This window comes from Microbacterium paraoxydans (genome assembly GCF_018224615.1).
Lineage (GTDB): Bacteria > Actinomycetota > Actinomycetes > Actinomycetales > Microbacteriaceae > Microbacterium > Microbacterium paraoxydans_B.
The window spans coordinates 68109-87955 of record NZ_JAGTUK010000003.1; the positions used below are offsets into that span (position 1 = coordinate 68109).

Annotated in this window: 18 protein-coding genes; all 18 read left to right on the forward strand. The window is 68.8% G+C overall.

Features of this window, described 5'->3' with window-relative positions:
- The 18 genes from KE274_RS10475 (at position 1) to dnaE (ending at position 19842) form a co-directional block, all read left to right on the forward strand.
- Positions 1–1413 (forward strand): UDP-N-acetylmuramoyl-tripeptide--D-alanyl-D-alanine ligase, encoded by a 1413-nt coding sequence (locus KE274_RS10475; RefSeq protein ID WP_211543531.1) that lies wholly within the window; start codon positions 1–3, stop codon positions 1411–1413.
- Positions 1410–2516 (forward strand): phospho-N-acetylmuramoyl-pentapeptide-transferase, encoded by a 1107-nt coding sequence (gene mraY, locus KE274_RS10480; RefSeq protein WP_211543533.1) that lies wholly within the window; start codon positions 1410–1412, stop codon positions 2514–2516. Before KE274_RS10475 ends, mraY begins: the two co-directional genes overlap by 4 nt.
- On the forward strand, positions 2506–4041 hold the full coding sequence (gene murD / locus KE274_RS10485; protein ID WP_211543535.1) for a UDP-N-acetylmuramoyl-L-alanine--D-glutamate ligase: 1536 nt from the start codon (positions 2506–2508) through the stop codon (positions 4039–4041). The genes mraY and murD overlap by 11 nt, the downstream gene beginning before the upstream one ends.
- On the forward strand, positions 4010–5215 hold the full coding sequence (gene ftsW / locus KE274_RS10490; RefSeq protein ID WP_211543537.1) for a putative lipid II flippase FtsW: 1206 nt from the start codon (positions 4010–4012) through the stop codon (positions 5213–5215). The genes murD and ftsW overlap by 32 nt, the downstream gene beginning before the upstream one ends.
- On the forward strand, positions 5212–6288 hold the full coding sequence (locus KE274_RS10495) for a UDP-N-acetylglucosamine--N-acetylmuramyl-(pentapeptide) pyrophosphoryl-undecaprenol N-acetylglucosamine transferase (RefSeq protein WP_211543538.1): 1077 nt from the start codon (positions 5212–5214) through the stop codon (positions 6286–6288). The genes ftsW and KE274_RS10495 overlap by 4 nt, the downstream gene beginning before the upstream one ends.
- Positions 6289–6330: 42 nt before the next feature.
- Complete coding sequence (murC, locus tag KE274_RS10500; protein ID WP_211543540.1) at positions 6331–7731, forward strand: UDP-N-acetylmuramate--L-alanine ligase; 1401 nt, start codon at positions 6331–6333, stop codon at positions 7729–7731.
- Between the two features lie 3 nt (positions 7732–7734).
- On the forward strand, positions 7735–8655 hold the full coding sequence (locus tag KE274_RS10505) for an FtsQ-type POTRA domain-containing protein (RefSeq protein WP_211543542.1): 921 nt from the start codon (positions 7735–7737) through the stop codon (positions 8653–8655).
- A 161-nt stretch (positions 8656–8816) separates the two neighbouring features.
- Entirely contained in the window at positions 8817–9965 is a 1149-nt protein-coding gene (ftsZ, locus tag KE274_RS10510; RefSeq protein WP_211543544.1) for a cell division protein FtsZ, read from the forward strand.
- 8 nt (positions 9966–9973) lie between these two features.
- Positions 9974–10669, forward strand: coding sequence for a YggS family pyridoxal phosphate-dependent enzyme (locus tag KE274_RS10515; protein ID WP_211544898.1), 696 nt, complete (start codon positions 9974–9976; stop codon positions 10667–10669).
- Between the two features lie 43 nt (positions 10670–10712).
- Positions 10713–11192 carry a cell division protein SepF gene (locus KE274_RS10520; RefSeq protein ID WP_211543546.1) on the forward strand — a complete coding sequence of 160 codons (480 nt, stop codon included), beginning with the start codon at positions 10713–10715 and terminating at the stop codon, positions 11190–11192.
- 3 nt (positions 11193–11195) lie between these two features.
- On the forward strand, positions 11196–11495 hold the full coding sequence (locus KE274_RS10525; RefSeq protein WP_136031333.1) for a YggT family protein: 300 nt from the start codon (positions 11196–11198) through the stop codon (positions 11493–11495).
- A 181-nt stretch (positions 11496–11676) separates the two neighbouring features.
- Positions 11677–12270 carry a DivIVA domain-containing protein gene (locus KE274_RS10530; RefSeq protein WP_211543548.1) on the forward strand — a complete coding sequence of 198 codons (594 nt, stop codon included), beginning with the start codon at positions 11677–11679 and terminating at the stop codon, positions 12268–12270.
- A 9-nt stretch (positions 12271–12279) separates the two neighbouring features.
- The gene (gene lspA, locus KE274_RS10535) at positions 12280–12927 is read left to right on the forward strand and encodes a signal peptidase II (RefSeq protein WP_249186297.1); all 648 of its coding nucleotides are present in this window, start codon (positions 12280–12282) and stop codon (positions 12925–12927) included.
- A 2-nt stretch (positions 12928–12929) separates the two neighbouring features.
- The gene (locus KE274_RS10540) at positions 12930–13850 is read left to right on the forward strand and encodes an RluA family pseudouridine synthase (RefSeq protein WP_211543550.1); all 921 of its coding nucleotides are present in this window, start codon (positions 12930–12932) and stop codon (positions 13848–13850) included.
- 56 nt (positions 13851–13906) lie between these two features.
- On the forward strand, positions 13907–14479 hold the full coding sequence (locus KE274_RS10545; RefSeq protein ID WP_211543552.1) for a GNAT family N-acetyltransferase: 573 nt from the start codon (positions 13907–13909) through the stop codon (positions 14477–14479).
- Between the two features lie 93 nt (positions 14480–14572).
- Positions 14573–15178 carry an RNA polymerase sigma factor gene (locus KE274_RS10550; RefSeq protein ID WP_211543554.1) on the forward strand — a complete coding sequence of 202 codons (606 nt, stop codon included), beginning with the start codon at positions 14573–14575 and terminating at the stop codon, positions 15176–15178.
- Positions 15153–16256, forward strand: coding sequence for a hypothetical protein (locus KE274_RS10555; protein WP_211543555.1), 1104 nt, complete (start codon positions 15153–15155; stop codon positions 16254–16256). The genes KE274_RS10550 and KE274_RS10555 overlap by 26 nt, the downstream gene beginning before the upstream one ends.
- A gap of 67 nt (positions 16257–16323) precedes the next feature.
- The gene (gene dnaE, locus KE274_RS10560; RefSeq protein ID WP_211543557.1) at positions 16324–19842 is read left to right on the forward strand and encodes a DNA polymerase III subunit alpha; all 3519 of its coding nucleotides are present in this window, start codon (positions 16324–16326) and stop codon (positions 19840–19842) included.
- The last annotated feature ends 5 nt before the right edge of the window (positions 19843–19847 follow it).

Consider the following 19847-nt stretch of genomic DNA (forward strand, 5'->3'; position numbering starts at 1 on the left):
ATGATCGCCCTGACGCTCGCTGAGATCACCGCCGCTGTCGGCGGTGATCTGCGTGTGGCCGGAGAGCACACCCCCGAAACGATCGTCGACGGTCTCGTCGACACCGATTCCCGCACGATGCGCCCCGGATCCATCTTCGTGGCGAAGCCCGGCGCCGAGACCGACGGACATCGCTTCGTCGGCGCGGCGGTCGACGCGGGAGCCGTGCTCGCGATCGTCGAGCACCCGGTCGACGTGCCCGTGAGTCAGATCGTCGTCCCAGACGCGGTGGTGGCTCTCGGCGAGCTGGCGCGCGAGGTCGTGGCGCGTGTGCGGGCCGGCGGCGGACTGCGGATCGTCGGCATCACCGGCTCCAACGGCAAGACCACGACCAAGAACTTCCTCGCGCGCATCCTCGCCGACGAGGGCGAGACCGTGGCGCCCATCAACTCCTTCAACAACGAGGTCGGGGCACCCGTCACGATGCTCCGCGTGACCCACGACACCCGTTTCCTGGTGAGCGAGTTCGGCGCGGCCGGCCCGGGGAGCATCGCACGCCTGGCGGGACTCGTCGAGCCCGACCTCGTGGTGGTGCTCATGGTGGGGCTCGCCCACGCGGGTGGCTTCGGCGGCATCGAAGCCACGGCCAAGGCCAAGTCGGAGCTGGTGTCGGCGGCACGCGTCCCCGGGACCGCGGTGCTCAACACGGACGACGCGAGGGTGTGGGCCATGCGCGACCTCGCTGCACACCGCGGCCTCCGCGTGGTCGGCTTCGGGCAGTCCGACGCGGCCGAGGTGCGCGCGCACGACATCGTGGTGTCCGCGTCGGGCACGACCTGCACGATCGAGGTCGCGGGGGAGCGCCGTCCGCTCCGGCTCCGCGTGCTCGGCGCCCATCATGTGACCAACGCGCTGGCCGCCATCACCGCGGCCGTGCAGCTCGGTGTGACTCCGGCCGACGCGATCGCGCGCCTGGAGACCGTCGAGCTGGCCGAACGCTGGCGCATGCAGCCGATGGGCAACGACCGCATCCGCATCATCAACGACGCCTACAACGCGAGCCCCGATTCCATGGCGGCCGCCCTGCGCACGCTCGCGCAGATCACCGGGCCGGACGAGCGCACGGTCGCGGTTCTGGGTGCCATGAGTGAACTGGGCGACAGCGCGGGCGAGGAGCACGATCGCATCGGGCTGCTCGCGGTGCGGTTGAACATCCGGCGCATCGTGGTGGTCGGGCCCGAGGCGCGACGCCTCTACCTGGCTGCGGTCGGCGAGGGCTCCTGGGACAGTGAGGCCGTGCACCTGCCCGACCAGGACGCGGCGTTCGAGTACCTGCGCACCGAGCTGCGCGACGGCGACCGCGTGCTGGTGAAGTCATCCAACTCCGTGGGCCTGCGGCATCTCGGCGATCGTCTGGGAGAATTGTTCTCGTGAGGTCACTCATCATGGCGGCGGCGATCTCGCTCGCCTTCACCCTGTTCCTGACCCCCGTCTTCCTCCGGCTCTTCCGGAAATGGGGCTGGGGGCAGGTCATCCGCACCCCGGAGTCCGTGCACAACCCGAGCCACGAGGCGAAGCGGGGAACGCCGACGATGGGCGGAGTGATCTTCATCCTCGGTTCGATCGTCGGCTACTTCACCGGCGTGCTGGTGAGCGGCGAGACGCCGGCGCTGTCGGCGATCCTGGTGATCTGGCTGATGGTGGGCTTCGGCGCCGTCGGCTTCATCGACGACTACATGAAGGTGCGCAGTCAGCGCAGCCTGGGTCTCTCCGGGTGGCGGAAGGTGATCGGTCAGCTCTTGGTCGTGATCCCGTTCGGCATCGTCGCGCTCAACTTCCCGAACCGCTGGGGACAGACGCCGGCGAGCGCGTCGATCTCGCTGTTCCGCGACATCACCTGGCTCAACCTCTTCGCGTTCGGGGTGGTGCTCGGGTGGATCCTCTACCTGGCGTGGATCTCCATCATCGGCGTCGCCACGTCCAACAGCGTCAACCTGACCGACGGGCTCGACGGGCTCGCGGCCGGCGCAGGCGTGCTCGTCGTCGGCGCGTACAGCGTGATCGCGTTCTGGCAGTTCAAGCAGCCGTGCATCGGCGGCGATCCCGGTGCCCTCGGCGGGTGCTACGAGGTGCGCGACCCGTTCAACCTCGCGATCATCTCCGCCTCGTTCGCCGCGAGCCTCATCGGTTTCCTGTGGTGGAACGCGCCGAAGGCCAAGGTCTTCATGGGCGACGTGGGGTCGATGGCGATCGGTGGTGTCATCACCGCGATGGCGATCCTCACCCGCACCGAGCTGCTGCTCCTCGTCATCGCCGGCATCTTCGTCCTCTCCTCCGGGTCCGTGATCCTCCAGCGGGCGTACTTCAAGATCACGCGCGGCAAGCGTCTGTTCCTGATGAGCCCGTTCCACCACCACCTGGAGATGCGCGGCTGGTCCGAGGTCACCATCGTCGTGCGGCTGTGGATCATCGCCGGACTGCTCGCGGTCTCCGCGATCGGGCTGTTCTACGTGGAGTGGCTGACCCGTGTCGGCTGAGCGCCTGGCCGGACTGACCAGCTGGAACGCGGACTGGTCGGGACTGCGCGTCGCCGTGCTCGGGCTGTCGATGACCGGGTTCTCGGTCGCGGACACGCTCACGGAGCTGGGCGCCGAGGTGCTGGTGCTGAGCGAGTCGGCGGAGGAGGAGTACGCCCGGCTGCTGCCCGTGATCGGCGCGACCCTCGAGCTGGGGTCGCTCGCCGAGGTGCCTGCGGTGCTGCGCGAGTTCGGACCGGACGTGGTGATCGCGTCGCCGGGCTTCCCGCCGTCGCATCCGGTGATCCGCTGGACGCAGGAGTCCGGTGTCGCGCTGTGGGGCGATGTCGAGCTCGCATGGCGGGTGCGCGACAAGGTGCTGCGCGCCGACGGCACCCCGGCCGACTGGGTGCTCATCACCGGGACCAACGGCAAGACGACCACCACGCAGCTCACCGCGACGCTGCTGGTGGAGGGCGGCCTCAAGGCGGCTCCGTGCGGCAACATCGGCGTTCCGGTGCTCGACGCCGTGCGTGACCCGGGCGGGTTCGACGTGCTGGTGGTCGAGCTGTCGAGCCATCAGCTGTGGTACCTCGGCCAGTCGCAGCCCAAGGGTGAGCTGTTCCCGCACGCCGCGGTCTGCCTGAACCTCGCCGACGACCACCTGGTGTGGCACGGCAGCGCGCAGGCCTACCGTGACGCGAAGGCGCTGGTCTACCGAAACACCCGCGTGGCCTGCGTGTACAACAAGGCCGATGAGGCCACGCGCCGCATGGTCGAGGAGGCCGAGGTGGTGGAGGGCGCCCGCGCGATCGGCTTCGACCTGGGCGTCCCCGGTCCCAGCGACCTCGGCGTGGTGGAGGGACTGCTCGTCGACCGGGCGTTCCTCGACGACCGCGCACGCAGCGCGCTCGAGCTCACCACGGTCGCGGAACTCGAGGCCGCGGGGCTCGCGGCTCCGCACATCGTGCAGAACATCCTGGCCGCGAGTGCACTGGCCCGCTCGCTCGGCGTCGAGCCCGAGGCCATCCACGCCGCGCTGCAGTCGTTCCGCCTCGACGCGCACCGCATCCAGGTGGTCGCCCGTCACCGCGGCGTCACCTGGGTCGATGATTCGAAGGCCACCAACCCGCACGCCGCGGCCTCGTCGCTGCGCGCCTACCCCGGAGCGGTGTGGGTGGTCGGTGGCGATCTGAAGGGCGTCGACATCTCCGAGCTGGTCGCGGACGCCGGTGCCTCCGCCCGTGCGGCGGTCGTGATCGGCGTCGAGCGCGCGGAGGTCGTGGCGGCATTCGGGCGACACGCGCCGGCGGTTCCGGTGTTCGAGGTCGACGCTGGCGACACTGGACAGGTCATGAACCGCGTCGTGGAGATCGCGGCGGGGATCGTCGAAGACGGGGGCACCGTTCTGCTGGCCCCGGCGGCGGCGTCCTTCGACCAGTTCTCCGGCTACGCGGAGCGTGGACGCCGCTTCGCCGAAGCGGTACGTGAGTGGATCGAGCGGGGGAGCGCCGATGACGCAGGTGGCTCGCCCTCCGCGCTCTGAGTCGGGCGGTCTCGCGGCCCGGGTGTCTCTGGGGCGCCGGTTCACCCCGGTGTCGACGGAGTTCCTGCTGATCGCCTCGACCGCGCTGCTCCTGACGATCTTCGGCCTGGTGATGGTGCTGTCGGCCACGAGTGCGACCGCGGTGGCGAACGCGCAGAACCCGATGGACGGGGTGCTGCGTCAGGGTGTGTTCGCGCTGCTGGGCATCCCGCTGATGTTCCTGATCAGCCGTCTGCCGATCGCGTTCCTCAAGCGCATGGCCTGGCCGGCGCTGTTCGGCGCGGTGGCGCTGCAGCTGCTGGTGTTCACGCCGCTGGGCATCGCGGACGGCGGAAACCGCAACTGGATCCAGATTGCCGGGTTCCAGATGCAGCCGTCCGAGTTCCTGAAGCTCGCGCTCGCGCTGTGGATCGCCGCGGTGCTGTTGCGCAAGCAGACCATGCTCGGCACGTGGCATCACGTCTTCATCCCGGTGGTCCCGGTGGGTGCCCTTGCGATCGGCACCGTGCTCGCGGGGAAGGACCTGGGCACGGCGATGGTGATGGTGCTGATCCTGCTGGGGTGCCTGTTCTTCTCGGGCGTCAAGCTGCGTCTCTTCATCATCCCGATGATCCTCGGCGTGGTCGCCGTGCTCGCGTACGCCCTGTCGAGCGAGGACCGCATGCGGCGCATCACGGCGACGTGCGACGACATGGCGCTGTACTACACCGATTGCTATCAGTCGATCCACGGCATCTGGGGCATGGCCTCGGGTGGCATCTTCGGTCTCGGCCTCGGCAACTCGCAGGAGAAGTACGGCTGGCTTCCCGCGGCGGGCAACGACTTCATCTTCGCGATCGTCGGCGAGGAGCTCGGTCTGATCGGCTGCATCGTGGTGCTCGCGCTGTTCACGTTCTTCACGGTCGGCGCGTTCCACATCATCCGCAAGACTCCCGATCCCTTCATCCGTGTCGCCGCCGGTGGCATCACGGTGTGGATCGTGGGTCAGGCGGTCCTGAACATCGGCGTCGTGATCGGCGTCTTCCCGGTGATGGGCGTTCCGTTGCCGTTCATGTCGCAGGGCGGCACCGCCCTGTTCGCCGTGCTCGTGGCGTGCGGGGTGCTGCTGGCGTTCGCCCGGACGATCCCGGTGACGGACAAGCAGTCAGGTGCGCGGGGTAGGGTCGCTCGGTGACCTCGTATCTCCTCGCCGGCGGTGGCACCGCCGGTCACGTCAACCCCCTGCTCGCCGTCGCCGATGCGCTCCGCGAACGCGACCCCGAGGCCACGGTCCTCGTGCTCGGAACAGCCGAGGGCCTGGAGTCGCGACTGGTGCCGGAGCGCGGCTACGAGCTGCTGATCGTCGACAAGGTGCCTTTCCCCCGGCGCCCGAACGCGCAGGCTGCCGCATTCCCCGGTCGCTTCCGCCGCGCGATCGCGCAGGTGCGCCACCACATCCGCCGCCACGGCATCGACGTGGTGGTGGGCTTCGGCGGCTACGCCTCGGCCCCGGCGTACGTGGCGGCGCGTCGCGAGCGGGTGCCGTTCGTCGTGCACGAGGCCAATGCCAAGCCCGGTCTTGCGAACGTGCTGGGTGCGCGTGCGGCCGCGGGTGTCGGCGTCGCGTTCGAGGGCACTCCGCTGCGCCGTGGCGAGGTCGTCGGCATGCCGCTGCGACGTGAGGTGATCGCGCTGGATCGTGCCGCGACGCGGGCGGAGGCGGCCGCGCACTTCGGGCTCGACCCGGAGCGCCCGGTGCTGCTCGTGTTCGGCGGGTCGCTGGGAGCCCAGCGGCTCAACGACGCGTTCTCCGATGCGTGGCGCGACGTGCTCGACGCCGGGTGGCAGCTGCTGCACGTGACGGGGGAGCGCAGCGACCTCGAGGATCCGCGGGCGCCCGGCTACACGATGCGGCGCTACGTCGACCGGATGGACCTCGCGTTCGCCCTGGCCGATCTGATCGTGTCGCGGTCGGGTTCGGCGACGGTGAGCGAGGTCAGTGCGCTGGGCATTCCCGCCCTGTACGTGCCCTACTCGGTGGGCAACGGGGAGCAGCGCCTGAACGCCGGCTCGGCCGTCGCCGCGGGGGCCGCAGAGCTGCTCGACGACGCGACTTTCGACGGCGACGCGGTCCGTCGGATCGTCGTGCCTCTCCTCGGCGATCCGCAGCGCATCGCTCGCATGGCGGCGGCGGCCGAGACCGTCGGCACCAGGAACGGTACGGAGAACGTGATCCATCTGATCGACCGTGCTCTGGGTGCGGCGTGACTCCGGCTTCCGGACCGGATCGAAAAGTAGACTGAAGCGGACATGATCAGACCCGACCTCTCCCTCCCCATTCCCGAGACGATCACCTCCGCGCATTTCATCGGCATCGGCGGTTCCGGTATGAGCGGACTCGCCAAGATGTTCCTCGACGCGGGTATCCGCGTCTCGGGTTCCGACCGCGCCGACAGCGACAACCTGCGGGCTCTGGCCGCGGCGGGCGCCACCGTGCACGTCGGGCATGACGCTGCCCACCTGGGCGATGCGGACACCGTCGTGCACACGGGCGCGATCTGGCCCGAGAACCCCGAGTTCGTGACGGCCAAGGAGCGCGGCCTCCACGTGATCCACCGCTCGCAGGCGCTGCATTGGCTGATCGGCGCGCGGCGCCTGGTCTCGGTCGCCGGGGCTCACGGCAAGACGACGTCGACGGGCATGATCGTGACGGCCCTGCGCGAGCTGGGCGCGGACCCGCACTTCGTCAACGGCGGCGTGATCGAGCAGTTGGGTGTCTCCAGCGCGACCGGCACCGGCGAGCTGTTCGTGATCGAGGCCGACGAGTCCGACGGCACGTTCCTGCTGTACGACACGGCCGTCGCGCTCATCACCAACGTCGACCCCGACCACCTCGACCACTACGGCTCGGAGGAGGCCTTCCACGATGCGTTCGTGCGGTTCGCCGATGCCGCGTCGGAGGCGGTCGTGATCTCCAGCGACGACCCCGGGGCGCTGCGGGTCGCTGCCGGACTGTCCCACCGCAACGTCCTCACGTTCGGGCAGGCCGAGGGCGCCGACGTGCGTCTGACCGACATCGTCACGGCCGGCCCGGTCTCGGCGACCCTGGTGCACGCGGGGGAGCAGGTGCGCATACAGCTCGCGGTCCCCGGGGTGCACAACGCGGTGAACGCGACCGGCGCCGTCGCGGTGCTGGTGGCGCTGGGCTTTCCCTTCGCGGACGCGGTGCACGCGGTGGAGGGTTTCGCCGGTACGGTTCGTCGTCTCGAGCGTCATGGCGAGGAGCGTGGGGTCACGGTCTACGACGACTACTCCCACCACCCGACCGAGGTCAGGGCTGCGCTGGAGGCGATGCGCACCATCGCGGGCGACGGGCGTCTGATCGCGATCCAGCAGCCCCACACCTACTCCCGCACGCAGCACATGTACCAGGAGTTCGCGGACGTGCTCGAGGAGCTCGCCGACCACACGGTGATGCTCGATGTGTACGGTGCGCGCGAGGATCCGGTTCCCGGTGTGACCGGGGAGCTGGTGAGCGGTGCCTTCCGCGATCCGTCCCACGTGCACTTCGTGGCCGATTGGCAGCAGGCCGCCGACTACACGGCCTCCGTGGCGCGCGAGGGCGATGTGGTCGTGACCCTGGGCTGCGGCAACGTGTACCAGATCATCCCGCAGGTGCTGGAGTCGCTGCGCCGGACCGACGGGGTGTAGCCCATGCGACGGCCGGCACCGCTTCCGACTGCTCCGGACGCCCCGGCGCGGACGGACGCCGCGACGGAGCGGACGGCGCGTCCGCGTCGTCGTGATCCGGAGCCGCCGATCCCGCTCGTCGACGAACCGGCGCTGCCCGAGGAGGCGGAGGGTGCCGACACGGAGCGTCCGACGTCGACCAGGGCGGTGTGGCGGGCGGCACGTGCCCGTCGGAAGGCGCTGCGCGCGGAGATCCGTCGCTTCACGCAGAGGTCGCGGCGGCGTCGCATCATCTGGCTCGGCAGTCTCGGCGCTGTCGTGCTGCTGGTGGGCGGGAGCGTCGCTGCGGCGTACAGTCCGCTGTTCGCTGTGGAGAAGATCACGGTCGCCGGGGCGACGACGATCGATCCCGCGGTGATCGAGGCTGCCCTCAGCGACCAGGTGGGCACGCCGCTCGCGCTGGTGAACTCGAGCGAGGTGAAGGCGGCTCTGCTCGCGTTCCCGCTCATCGAGACGTATTCGCTGGAGGCGCGTCCTCCGCATGACCTGACCGTGCGCATCGTGGAGCGGACCCCGATCGGCGTGATCTCCTCGTCGGCGGGGTACACGCTCGTGGATGCGGCCGGTGTGGCCTTGTCGACCACGGCCGAGCAGCCTCCGGGCCAGCCGCTCGTGGAGACGGAGGGCGGTGTCGACTCGGCCGCTTTCCGGAGCGCGGGGCTGGTCGTGCGCGCATTGCCGGAGGGCATCCGCACGGCTTTGACCGAGGTGCGCGCGTCGACGGCGGACGACGTGACCCTCACGCTCAGCACCGGTCTGACGGTGGTGTGGGGAAGCTCGGAGGATTCGGGTCTGAAGGCGCTCGCGCTGTCCGCCGCGCTCACCGCGAATCCGGAGGCCTCGTCGATCGACGTCACCTCACCCGACGTCGCGGTCGTCGGCTGACGGCTTTCGGCGGGAATGGGACGACACGCCCGTGTCGCTGCGCGTGCGCGGGCGGGCGGCGCTTACCTTCGATCTGAGAGAACGCAATACCGGGAAATACTTTACACCTCTAGTTGAGGTTTAAGGTTCCCCATCCAGGCTCGACTAATCGGAGGCCGGCCATGAGCCAGAACCAGAACTACCTCGCCGTGATCAAGGTCGTCGGCGTCGGCGGTGGCGGCGTCAACGCCGTCAACCGCATGATCGAGCTCGGGCTCCGCGGAGTCGAGTTCATCGCCGTGAACACCGACGCGCAGGCGCTGCTCATGAGCGACGCCGACGTCAAGCTCGACGTGGGCCGTGAGCTCACGCGTGGTCTGGGCGCCGGCGCCGACCCCGAGGTGGGTCGTCGCGCCGCGGAGGACCACGCGGAGGAGATCGAGCAGGCGCTGACCGGCGCCGACATGGTCTTCGTCACCGCGGGTGAGGGTGGTGGCACCGGAACCGGTGGCGCGCCCGTCGTGGCCCGCATCGCCAAGTCGATCGGTGCGTTGACGATCGGTGTCGTGACCAAGCCGTTCTCCTTCGAGGGTCGCCGCCGCCAGAGCCAGGCGGAGGCCGGTGTCGCCAAGCTGAAGGAAGAGGTCGACACCCTCATCGTGGTGCCGAACGACCGCCTGCTGGAGATCAGCGACCGCGGCATCTCGATGATCGAGGCGTTCGCCACCGCCGACCAGGTGCTTCTCGCCGGTGTCCAGGGCATCACCGACCTCATCACCACGCCGGGTCTGATCAACCTCGACTTCGCCGACGTCAAGTCGGTCATGCAGGGTGCCGGCTCCGCGCTCATGGGCATCGGCTCCGCGCGGGGTGCCGACCGAGCGATCAAGGCCGCGGAGCTCGCGGTCGAGTCGCCGCTGCTGGAGGCCTCCATCGAGGGCGCGCACGGTGTGCTGCTGTCGATCCAGGGTGGCTCCAACCTCGGCATCTTCGAGATCCACGACGCCGCGGATCTCGTCAAGGAGGCCGCGCACCCCGAGGCGAACATCATCTTCGGTACCGTCATCGACGACACGCTCGGCGACGAGGTGCGCGTCACGGTGATCGCCGCAGGCTTCGACGGGGGAGAGCCCTCGCTCCGGCTGGACCCGATGGTCGTCTCGCGTCCGTCCACGGCGTCGCTGCCCGAGGTCGCACTGTCGGACGAGGCGGAGAAGCCCGCCGAGGCTCCGGTCGCCGAGTCGGCGCCGCAGCAGCAGCGCACCCCGGCGACCAGCATCGAGCCGGCGTTCGCGGATGACGACATCGACATCCCCGAATTCCTGAAGTGACCACGCCGATGGACGCTGCGGCGCCATCGGGTCTGGCGGCGCGGCTGTCGGCGATCGACGAGAGGATCGCCGACGCCGCCCGCGCCGCCGGTCGCGCCCCGGAAGAGCTCACGCGTATCGTCGTCACGAAGTTCCATCCCGCCTCCTTGGTGCGCGAGCTGCATGAGCTCGGCGTCATGGCCGTCGGCGAGAACCGGCAGCAGGAGCTGACCGCGAAGGCCACGGAGCTCGCGGAGCTCGACCTGCAGTGGCATTTCATCGGACAGGGTCAGACGAACAAGGCGGGGGCGATCCGCCGCAGCGCCGACGTGGTGCACTCCGTGGACCGCGACCGATTCGCCGATGCGCTGCATCGCGCCGCCATCGATGACGACGTGCTCGATGTGCTGGTGCAGGTCAACCTGACCGACGACCCCGGTCGCGGCGGTGTCGCACCGGGGGCGGCGTCGGCCCTCGCCGAGCACGTTCTGACGTTGCCGTCGCTGCGGCTCCGCGGCGTCATGGCCGTGGCGCCGTTGGACGAGGAGCCCGCTTCCGCGTTCGCCCGCCTTCGTGGCATCGCCGACGACGTGCGCGCGATCGAGCCGACCGCGACGTGGATCTCCGCAGGCATGACCGGCGACTTCGCCGAAGCCATCGCCGCGGGTGCGACACACCTGCGCATCGGTTCCGCAATCACGGGACCGCGCCCCGACCGGGGTTAACCTGTGACAAGACCAGCCCGACACGTTCGAACCGGAGGACACGATGGGTAACCCGCTGAAGAAGACCATGGTGTATCTCGGCCTCGCCGACGAGGAAGAGGTCTACGAGGAGGAGACGCAGGCGCCCGCCCGCTCCCACCGCGAACGTGAGCGCGAGCGCGAGCGCGAGGAGCCGGCTCCGGCTCCCGTCACGCCCCTCCGTCGTCCCGTCGCCGTCCGTCAGCCCGCAGCAGGAGCCGTGAACGAGATCCTCACCGTCCACCCGAAGCAGTACCGCGACGCGCAGCTCATCGCGGAGAACTTCCGCGAGGGCGTGCCGGTCATCATCAACCTCTCCCAGATGAGCGACGCCGATGCGCGCCGCCTCATCGACTTCGCCAGCGGTCTCTCCCTCGGCCTGTACGGTCGCATCGAGCGGGTCACCTCGAAGGTGTTCCTCCTCTCGCCGGAGAACATCGCGGTCTCGGGTCATGGGGGAATCGCGCACGCGGACGCCGAGTCCGCGGGCTTCGACCACTCGTAACCCGTGCAGCTGGTCTCTGTCCTCGCCAGCATCGTCCATCTGGTGCTGCTGCTGTACATCTTCGTGCTGTTCGCGCGGCTGATCCTCGACTACATTCCGCTGTTCAACAGGGAGTGGCGTCCGAAGGGTTTCGGACTCGTTGCCGCCGAGGCCGTCTACACGGTGACCGACCCGCCGATCCGGTTCTTCCGGCGGATCATCCCACCGCTGCGCATCGGGCAGCTGTCGCTCGATTTCGGATTCGCGCTCACGCTTCTGGTGGTGCTGATCCTGATGAACATCGTCCGTCTTTTCATCCGCTGACGCGGTGGCGTGTCGGGCGGCGTGGTGCCGGTGAGTTCGCCGTGCCTGGGTGTCGCGGCGTCGCGACGCCAAGGCTCGGGGGCTATGCTGGCACCCAGGTGCGCGCCCCGGGTTCGCGCCACATCACGAACACGCCATACATCGGTACTGGCAATCGAACTCATCGAAAGAGGAGCCACCCATGGCACTTACCCCGGATGACGTCGTCACCAAGCAGTTCCAGCACGTCCGCTTCAAGGACGGCTTCGACCCGGACGAGGTCGACGACTTCCTCGACGAGATCGTCATCGAGTGGCGCAAGGCCCTCGAGGAGAATGCCGAGCTGAAGGCGAAGCTGGCCGCGTACGAGTCTGGTGCTGCGCCCGCCGCCGCCGAGACCCCCGCCGCGAAGCCGGCCGCCGCGCCCGTCGCCGAGGCTGCTCCTGCCGAGCCGGCTCCCACGGGTTCCGCCACCGCGACCGCAGGGATCATCGAGCTCGCCCAGCGCCTGCACGACGAGCACGTGGCCGAGGGTGAGGCGAAGCGCAACCAGCTCATCGCCGAGGCCGAGACCGAGGTCGCCCGCATCCGCACCGAGGCCGAGGCCAAGCAGCGCGAGGAGTCGGCGCGTCTGGAGCGCGAGCGCAACACGCTCGAGGCCCGCATCACGGAGCTCCGCAACTTCGAGCGCGACTACCGCGCCCAGCTGCGCGGCTACATCGAGGGTCAGCTCCGCGACCTCGACGAGAAGTCGGCTTCCACGGACTCCACTCCCGTCTCCGCGATCGGCCTGTAAGGCGTCGCGTTGACAGGACGTCGTCCCCTTCGTCGGTCGGCGGCCGGCGCGATCGTTGCGATTCTCGCAGCGGTCGTGCTGGCCGCCGATCAGTTTGTGAAGTACCTCACCATCGAGAACCTCCCGCTGCACGAGGTCGTCCCCGTGCTCGGCGATTTCCTCCAGCTGTACTACGTGCGCAACCCCGGTGCGGCGTTCTCCCTGGGCTCGGAGGTCACCTGGATCTTCACGATCGCCCTCGCGGTGGTCGCGGGCGTGATCGTGTGGAAGGCCTTCGGCCTGCGCTCCCGGCTCTGGGCCGTCGTGCTCGGTTGCCTTCTCGGCGGTGTGCTCGGCAACCTCAGCGACCGGCTCTTCCGTGAGCCGGGATTCCCGGTCGGCCATGTGGTCGACATGATCTCGATGCCGTGGATGATGCCTGCCATCTTCAACGTGGCAGACATCTTCATCGTCACGGGCATGATCTCGGTCGCGCTCCTGGTGGTGTTCGGGTTGCGGTTCGACGGAACGCGCGAGCGGGATCACGCACCGGTCGAGAGCGATGAGGACGCTGAGGCGGTCGCCGCGGAACGGGACGCCGCCACCGTCGAGGGCGATCACGCCGGCAACGGGCGCGCCTCGGCGGAGGCGGGTTCGCCGGCCTCCGAGGAGCGCTGAGCGTGGAGTCGCGGTCGCTCCCCGTCCCCGACGGGCTGGATGGCTCGCGCGTGGACGCGGCCCTGGCCAAGCTGCTCGGGTTCTCCCGCACCTTCGCGGCCGAGGTCGCAAGCGGGGGCGGTGTCCGTCAGGACGGAGTGACCCTCGACAAGTCGGACCGCCTGCACGGCGGCGCCTGGCTCGACGTGGAGTGGCACCCCAAGGAAGCCCCGCGGATCGAGCCGATCGCGGTACCGGAGCTGGGCATCGTGTACGACGACGATGACATCGTGGTGGTCGACAAGCCGACCGGCGTCGCCGCTCACCCGTCGCTGGGCTGGGAGGGCCCGACCGTGGTCGGCGCTCTCGCTGCGGCAGGTTTCCGTATCGCGACCAGCGGTGCGCCGGAACGGCAGGGCGTGGTGCATCGCCTCGACGTGGGCACGAGCGGGCTCATGGTGGTCGCCAAGAGCGAGAGCGCCTACACCGCGCTCAAGCGCGCGTTCAAGGAGCGCACGGTCGAGAAGATCTACCACACGGTGGTCCAGGGGCACCCGGATCCGCTCGTCGGCACGATCGACGCTCCGATCGGGCGGCATCCGAACCACTCCTGGAAGTTCGCGGTGGTGCCGGACGGGAAGCCGTCGGTCACGCACTACGAGACCCTGGAGGCATTCCCCGGTGCGTCCCTGCTCGAGATCCACTTGGAGACCGGGCGGACGCATCAGATTCGCGTGCACATGGCCGCGCACCGTCATCCCTGCGTCGGTGATCCGCTGTACGGCGCGGACCCCACGCTGTCTGCCCGGCTCGGCCTCACGCGGCAGTGGCTGCACGCGCACCAGCTCGCGTTCACGCACCCGGCTACCGGCGAGTGGGTGGAGTTCGAGTCGCCGTATCCGGCCGACTTCCAGCACGCGCTGGACGTGCTACGCGGCGAGTAGCGCGCGCATCGGGGCGTCGTCCTGGGCATGTCGGTGGCATGCGCCACACTGACCGCATGAGCCTTGTGGTGCGCCCCGCGACCGTGTTCGACGATGTCGCGACGCTGGTGGGTCCCAAGAAGCCCACGTCGAACGTCTGCTTCTGCCTGAGCTATCGGATCGGGAACAAGGAGAACGTGTCGTTGCGCGGACAGGCGCGCGCCGATCGCGTGCGCGAGCTGTGCCATCAGGATCCGCCACCGGGCGTGATCGCGTATCTCGATGACGAACCGGTGGGTTGGGCGGCGCTGCACCCGCGGCGCGACACGAGCTTCGCGCGCAACCGGCTCATTCCGCACGTCGACGACCTGGATGTGTGGTCGCTGTGGTGCTTCCGCGTGCGCCCCGGCTACCGCAAGCAGGGTGTCTCGCACGCGCTGATCGAGGGGGCGGTCGCGTACGCCACGGAGCGCGGGGCCCCGGCGATTGAGGGGTATCCGCTGGACAACGCCGGCGCGAAGGTCAATCTGACGATGGCCTACGTCGGTACGCGGTCGCTGTTCGAGAGCGCCGGGTTCGAGAAGGCCGCCGACACGGGGTCCGTGCTCGACGGGTTCCCGCGCGTGCTCATGCGCCGTGACCTGCGGTGACGACCGCAGCCGGATTGAGACCTCGTTCTCGGGTGGCGTCGCGATGTCGTGACGACTTTCGAACCGGATCGGGCTTCTGAGGCAATACATAGTGTGAGCACAGACAGCGAGATCATTCAGCGCTCGCTCGGGCAGCCCCGGGCGTTCGCCGAATTGTTCGACAGACACGCCGGAGCGGTGGGCGGCTACGCCGCACGACGCCTCGGTCCGGATGCGGGCGAGGACGTCCTCAGTGAGACATTTCTCGTGGCTTTCGCGCGGCGGTCGTCCTTCGACACGGCGTGGGACTCCGCACTCCCGTGGTTGTACGGCATCGCGTCGCGGCTCATCAAGAAGCATCGGACGCGTGAGGCGAAGCATCTGCGGTCGGTGGCGCAGTCCGCCGCCCGCGAGGAGCGCATCGCGCATGGTGACCTCGACGGGACGATCGCGCGGCTCGACGCCGAGCTCTCGACCCGTCAGCTCGCCCCGTTGATCGCCGCGCTGTCGGCGAAGGATCGCGAGACCCTCCTGCTCTACGCCTGGGGCGACCTGAGCTACGAGGAGATCGCGCTCGCCCTCGATGTTCCCGTGGGGACGGTGAGGTCGCGCATGAACCGTGTGCGGACACGGTTGGATCCGGCTCGCAGCCGTGGCCGGAACACGATGGTCACCGCGAAGAAGGGAGAAGTCGATGGACGTTTTCGAGCGCGTGCGTGAGGTCAACCGGGGGGCTGGCCTCAACGAGCAGCACCTGACGTCGGCCAGGGCGCGACTTCTCACGGGGATCGACGCGGGCACGGTGGCCGAGCGCAAGCGTCTCGTCCGCAAGCCCGTGTTCATCGTCGCCGGGGTCCTCGCTGGGGTGGCGGCGGCGACCGCGGGGGTGGTCGTTGTCAGCCAGCTGGACGCACCGGAACCGCGCGTCGAGGCGGTTCCGGCGCCGACGCTGGATCCGAGGCCGCACGGCGACCCGCTGCCGCGTCCGTCCGCCACCTCGGGGACGGGGACGACGGAGCCGTTCCCCGGAACGACCCCGCAGGCGGGGCAGTACCTGCACGTCGCCACGACGGTGGACTCTCTCCTGTACCGGGACGCGCGGGTGACGGTGTTCACTTGGCCCTGGCATCAGGAGGGACTCGCGCCGATCGGCGGGCTCCTCGTTCGGGACCACAGCGAGACGTTTGTCCCCGCTGATCGTTCGGGGGAGTGGAGGGGGAGCAACGGTCCGAGTTCGCAGCGGCTGCAGTTCTTCCCGGAGGACCAGTGGCCCGCAGGCGAGCTGGCCTGGGACACACTGTTGCCGCCGAACGACAGCGTAAGCTGGTGGACGTTCACCGGGGGATTCGACACCGAGGTAGGACCGCCTGTCGGTTCCACGGAGTACTTCGCGCAGTTCCCCCGCGATCCGCAGGCGCTGCTGGAGTTCGCGAAGGGCTTCGAACGCGGCTACGACGTGACACCGGGGGAGGCAGACGAGGCAGCAGTCACCACGATCATGGACGCGCTCCGCTCGAACGTAGCCCCCGCTGACCTCAGGGAAGCACTGATCGCGGCCCTTGCGCTCTCCCCGCTCGTGGAGGCCACCCCGTCCGGAGGGAACGTGACCTATCGCGTACGGTTCCAGCACATCGATGCGCGGACCGACACCCTGACGATCGACACTGCGACGGGCTGGATGAGCGAGTACACGCTGCGCTACGACCGCACGGACGGCACGGAGGGGGACATGGTCCCAACCGACGTTCCCGACATCCGGTACACCTCCACGGTGTCGATCGTCGACGCGATTCCCTGAGTCGGGACGACCGGACACGGGCCCCGGCACCGATCTCGGTGTCGGGGCCCCGCCGTAGACTCGAAGCATGGCATCCGACTCCTTCGTCCACCTGCACGTGCACAGCGAGTACTCGATGCTGGACGGGGCGGCGAAGATCAATGCGATGACCCAGGCGGCCGCCGATTACGGCATGCCGGCCATCGCCGTGACCGACCATGGCAACACCTTCGCAGCGTTCGAGTTCTACCGGGCCGCGCAGGCCGCGGGCATCAAGCCGATCGTCGGTCTCGAGGCCTACGTCACCCCGGGCACCCACCGCAGCGACAAGACCCGCGTGCAGTGGGGTTCACCCGACCAGAAGAGCGACGACGTCTCGGGCTCGGGCGCGTACACCCACATGACGATGTGGAGCCAGAGCACCGAGGGCATGCACAACCTCTTCCGGCTGAGCTCCCTGTCGAGCATGGAGGGCTACTACTTCAAGCCCCGCATGGACCGGGAGCTCCTGCAGACCTACGGCAAGGGGCTCATCGCGACCACCGGCTGCCCGTCCGGCGAGGTGCAGACCAGGCTCCGTCTCGGGCAGTACGACGCGGCCCGCGCGGCGGCGGCGGAGTTCCAGGACATCTTCGGCAAGGAGAACTACTTCGCCGAGATCATGGACCACGGCCTGTCGATCGAGCGCCGCGTCATGACCGACCTGCTGCGTCTCGCGAAGGACCTCGGCATCCCGCTGGTGGCCACGAACGACTCGCACTACACGCACCAGCACGAGGCCGATGCGCACGAGGCGCTGTTGTGCGTGCAGTCGGGGTCGACGCTCGACGACCCGAACCGCTTCAAGTTCGACGGTGACGGGTACTACATCAAGACGGCGGCGGAGATGCGACAGCTGTTCCGCGACCACCCGGAGGCCTGCGACAACACGCTGCTCATCGCCGAGCGCTGCGAGGTGGAGTTCAACACCTCCGCGAACTACATGCCGCGCTTCCCGGTGCCCGACGGCGAGACGGAGGACAGCTGGCTCATCAAGGAGGTCGAGAAGGGCCTCCACTACCGCTACCCGAACGGCATCCCCGACCGGGTGCGCAAGCAGGCCGAGTACGAGACCGGCATCATCCTGCAGATGGGGTTCCCCGGCTACTTCCTCGTCGTCGCCGACTTCATCAACTGGGCGAAGGACAACGGCATCCGCGTCGGTCCCGGCCGTGGCTCCGGTGCGGGGTCGATGGTGGCGTACGCGATGCGGATCACCGACCTCGATCCGCTCGAGCACGGCCTCATCTTCGAGCGCTTCCTCAACCCCGACCGTGTCTCGATGCCCGACTTCGACGTCGACTTCGACGACCGGCGCCGCGGCGAGGTCATCGAGTACGTGACGGAGAAGTACGGCTCGGAGCGCGTCGCGCAGATCGTCACGTACGGCACGATCAAGTCCAAGCAGGCACTGAAGGACGCCGGCCGTGTGCTCGGGTTCCCGTTCAGCATGGGGGAGCGGCTCACGAAGGCCATGCCCCCCGCGGTGATGGGCAAGGACATGCCCCTCGACGGCATGTTCGACTCGGCGCACCCGCGCTACAAGGAGGCGAGCGAGTTCCGGGCGCTCATCGAGACCGATCCGGAGGCGAAGACGGTCTTCGACCGCGCGCTCGGGCTGGAGGGCCTCAAGCGGCAGTGGGGTGTGCACGCCGCGGGGGTGATCATGTCGTCCGAGCCGCTGCTCGACATCATCCCGATCATGCGCCGCGAGCAGGATGGGCAGATCGTCACGCAGTTCGACTATCCGTCGTGCGAGACGCTCGGTCTGATCAAGATGGACTTCCTGGGGCTGCGCAACCTCACGATCATCTCGGACGCGCTCGACAACATCCGCACGAACCGGGGAGAAGAGCTCGACCTCGAACATCTGGGGCTCGACGACCCCGCGGTGTACGAGCTGCTGGCCCGCGGCGACACCCTGGGCGTGTTCCAGCTCGACAGCCCGCCGCTGCGGTCGCTCATGCGTCTGATGAAGCCCGACAACTTCGGCGACATCTCGGCGCTCATCGCGTTGTACCGTCCGGGGCCGATGGGGGCGAACTCCCACACGAACTACGCGCTGCGCAAGAACGGCCAGCAGGAGATCACCCCGATCCACCCGGAGCTCGAGGAGCCCCTGGCCGAGATCCTGGAGGAGTCCTACGGACTCATCATCTACCAGGAGCAGGTGATGGCCATCGCGCAGAAGGTCGCCGGCTTCAGTCTCGGACAGGCCGACATCCTCCGTCGTGCAATGGGCAAGAAGAAGAAGTCCGAGCTGGACAAGCAGTACGAGGGCTTCGCGGGCGGAATGACCGAGCGCGGCTTCGGCGAGGGCGCCATCAAGGCACTGTGGGACATCCTTCTGCCCTTCTCGGACTACGCGTTCAACAAAGCGCACTCCGCCGCTTACGGCCTCGTGTCGTACTGGACGGCCTACTTGAAGGCGCACTATCCCGCCGAGTACATGGCAGCGCTGCTCACGAGCGTCGGCGACTCGAAGGACAAGATGGCGCTGTATCTGAACGAGTGCCGCCGGATGGGCATCCGGGTCCTGCCGCCCGACGTCTCCGAGTCGATCAACTTCTTCGCCGCCGTCGGGGATGACATCCGCTTCGGCCTGGGCGCCGTGCGCAACGTCGGCACCAACGTCGTCGACGGGATCGTCCAGGCCAGGAAGGATGAGCGCTTCACCTCGTTCCACCACTTCCTCGACAAAGTGCCTCTGCACGTCGCGAACAAGCGCACGGTGGAGTCGCTGATCAAGGCGGGCGCATTCGACTCGATGGGCGACACCCGGCGCGCACTCCTCGAGGTGCATGAGGATGCGGTCGAGGCTGCGGTCGATCGCAAGCGCAACGAAGCCCAGGGGGCGATCGGCTTCGATTTCGACAGCCTGTACGACGGCATGGAGGAGGCGGCACCGGCCAAGGTCCCCGCGCGACCGGAGTGGATCAAGAAGGACAAGCTGGCGTTCGAGCGCGAGATGCTCGGGCTGTATGTGTCCGACCACCCGCTGGCCGGGCTCGAGGTGCCGTTGGCGAAGCACGCATCCATCTCGATCCACGACCTGAACAACTCGGAAGACCTGCAGGACGGCGATCAGGTGACGATCGCCGGTCTGGTCACGAGCGTGCAGCACCGGGTGGCCAAGGCGAGCGGGAATCCCTACGGCATGATCACCGTCGAGGACTTCAACGGCGAGGTCACCGTGATGTTCATGGGTAAGACCTACACGGAGTTCCAGCACACGCTGCAGCAGGACGCGATTCTGGCCGTGCGGGGCCGCGTGTCCCGCCGCGACGACGGTCTGAACCTGCACGCGCAGTCGGCGTTCGCACCCGATGTGGGGTCGTTCGACGCCGCGGGACCGCTGTCGCTCGTGCTCGCCGAGCAGCGCGCCACGGAGCGGGTCATGCGTGAGCTTGCCGAGGTGCTGCGCCGCCACAACGGCGAGACCGAGGTGCTGCTGCGCGTGCACCGCGGGGGCACCGCGAAGGTGTTCGAGGTCCCGATGCCGGTGAAGGTGTCTGCCGATCTGTTCGGTGACCTCAAGTCTCTGCTCGGGCCGACCTGTCTGGGGTGAGCGGG

Bases quoted from the DNA above. Each gene is read 5' to 3' on its own strand.
- KE274_RS10475 (WP_211543531.1), top strand. From the start codon at position 1: ATGATCGCCCTGACGCTCGCTGAGATCACCGCCGCTGTCGGCGGTGAT.
- ftsW (WP_211543537.1), top strand. From the start codon at position 4,010: ATGACGCAGGTGGCTCGCCCTCCGCGCTCTGAGTCGGGCGGTCTCGCG.
- murC (WP_211543540.1), top strand. From the start codon at position 6,331: ATGATCAGACCCGACCTCTCCCTCCCCATTCCCGAGACGATCACCTCC.
- KE274_RS10505 (WP_211543542.1), top strand. From the start codon at position 7,735: ATGCGACGGCCGGCACCGCTTCCGACTGCTCCGGACGCCCCGGCGCGG.
- ftsZ (WP_211543544.1), top strand. From the start codon at position 8,817: ATGAGCCAGAACCAGAACTACCTCGCCGTGATCAAGGTCGTCGGCGTC.
- KE274_RS10515 (WP_211544898.1), top strand. From the start codon at position 9,974: ATGGACGCTGCGGCGCCATCGGGTCTGGCGGCGCGGCTGTCGGCGATC.
- KE274_RS10520 (WP_211543546.1), top strand. From the start codon at position 10,713: ATGGGTAACCCGCTGAAGAAGACCATGGTGTATCTCGGCCTCGCCGAC.
- KE274_RS10530 (WP_211543548.1), top strand. From the start codon at position 11,677: ATGGCACTTACCCCGGATGACGTCGTCACCAAGCAGTTCCAGCACGTC.
- KE274_RS10545 (WP_211543552.1), top strand. From the start codon at position 13,907: ATGAGCCTTGTGGTGCGCCCCGCGACCGTGTTCGACGATGTCGCGACG.
- KE274_RS10555 (WP_211543555.1), top strand. From the start codon at position 15,153: ATGGACGTTTTCGAGCGCGTGCGTGAGGTCAACCGGGGGGCTGGCCTC.
- dnaE (WP_211543557.1), top strand. From the start codon at position 16,324: ATGGCATCCGACTCCTTCGTCCACCTGCACGTGCACAGCGAGTACTCG.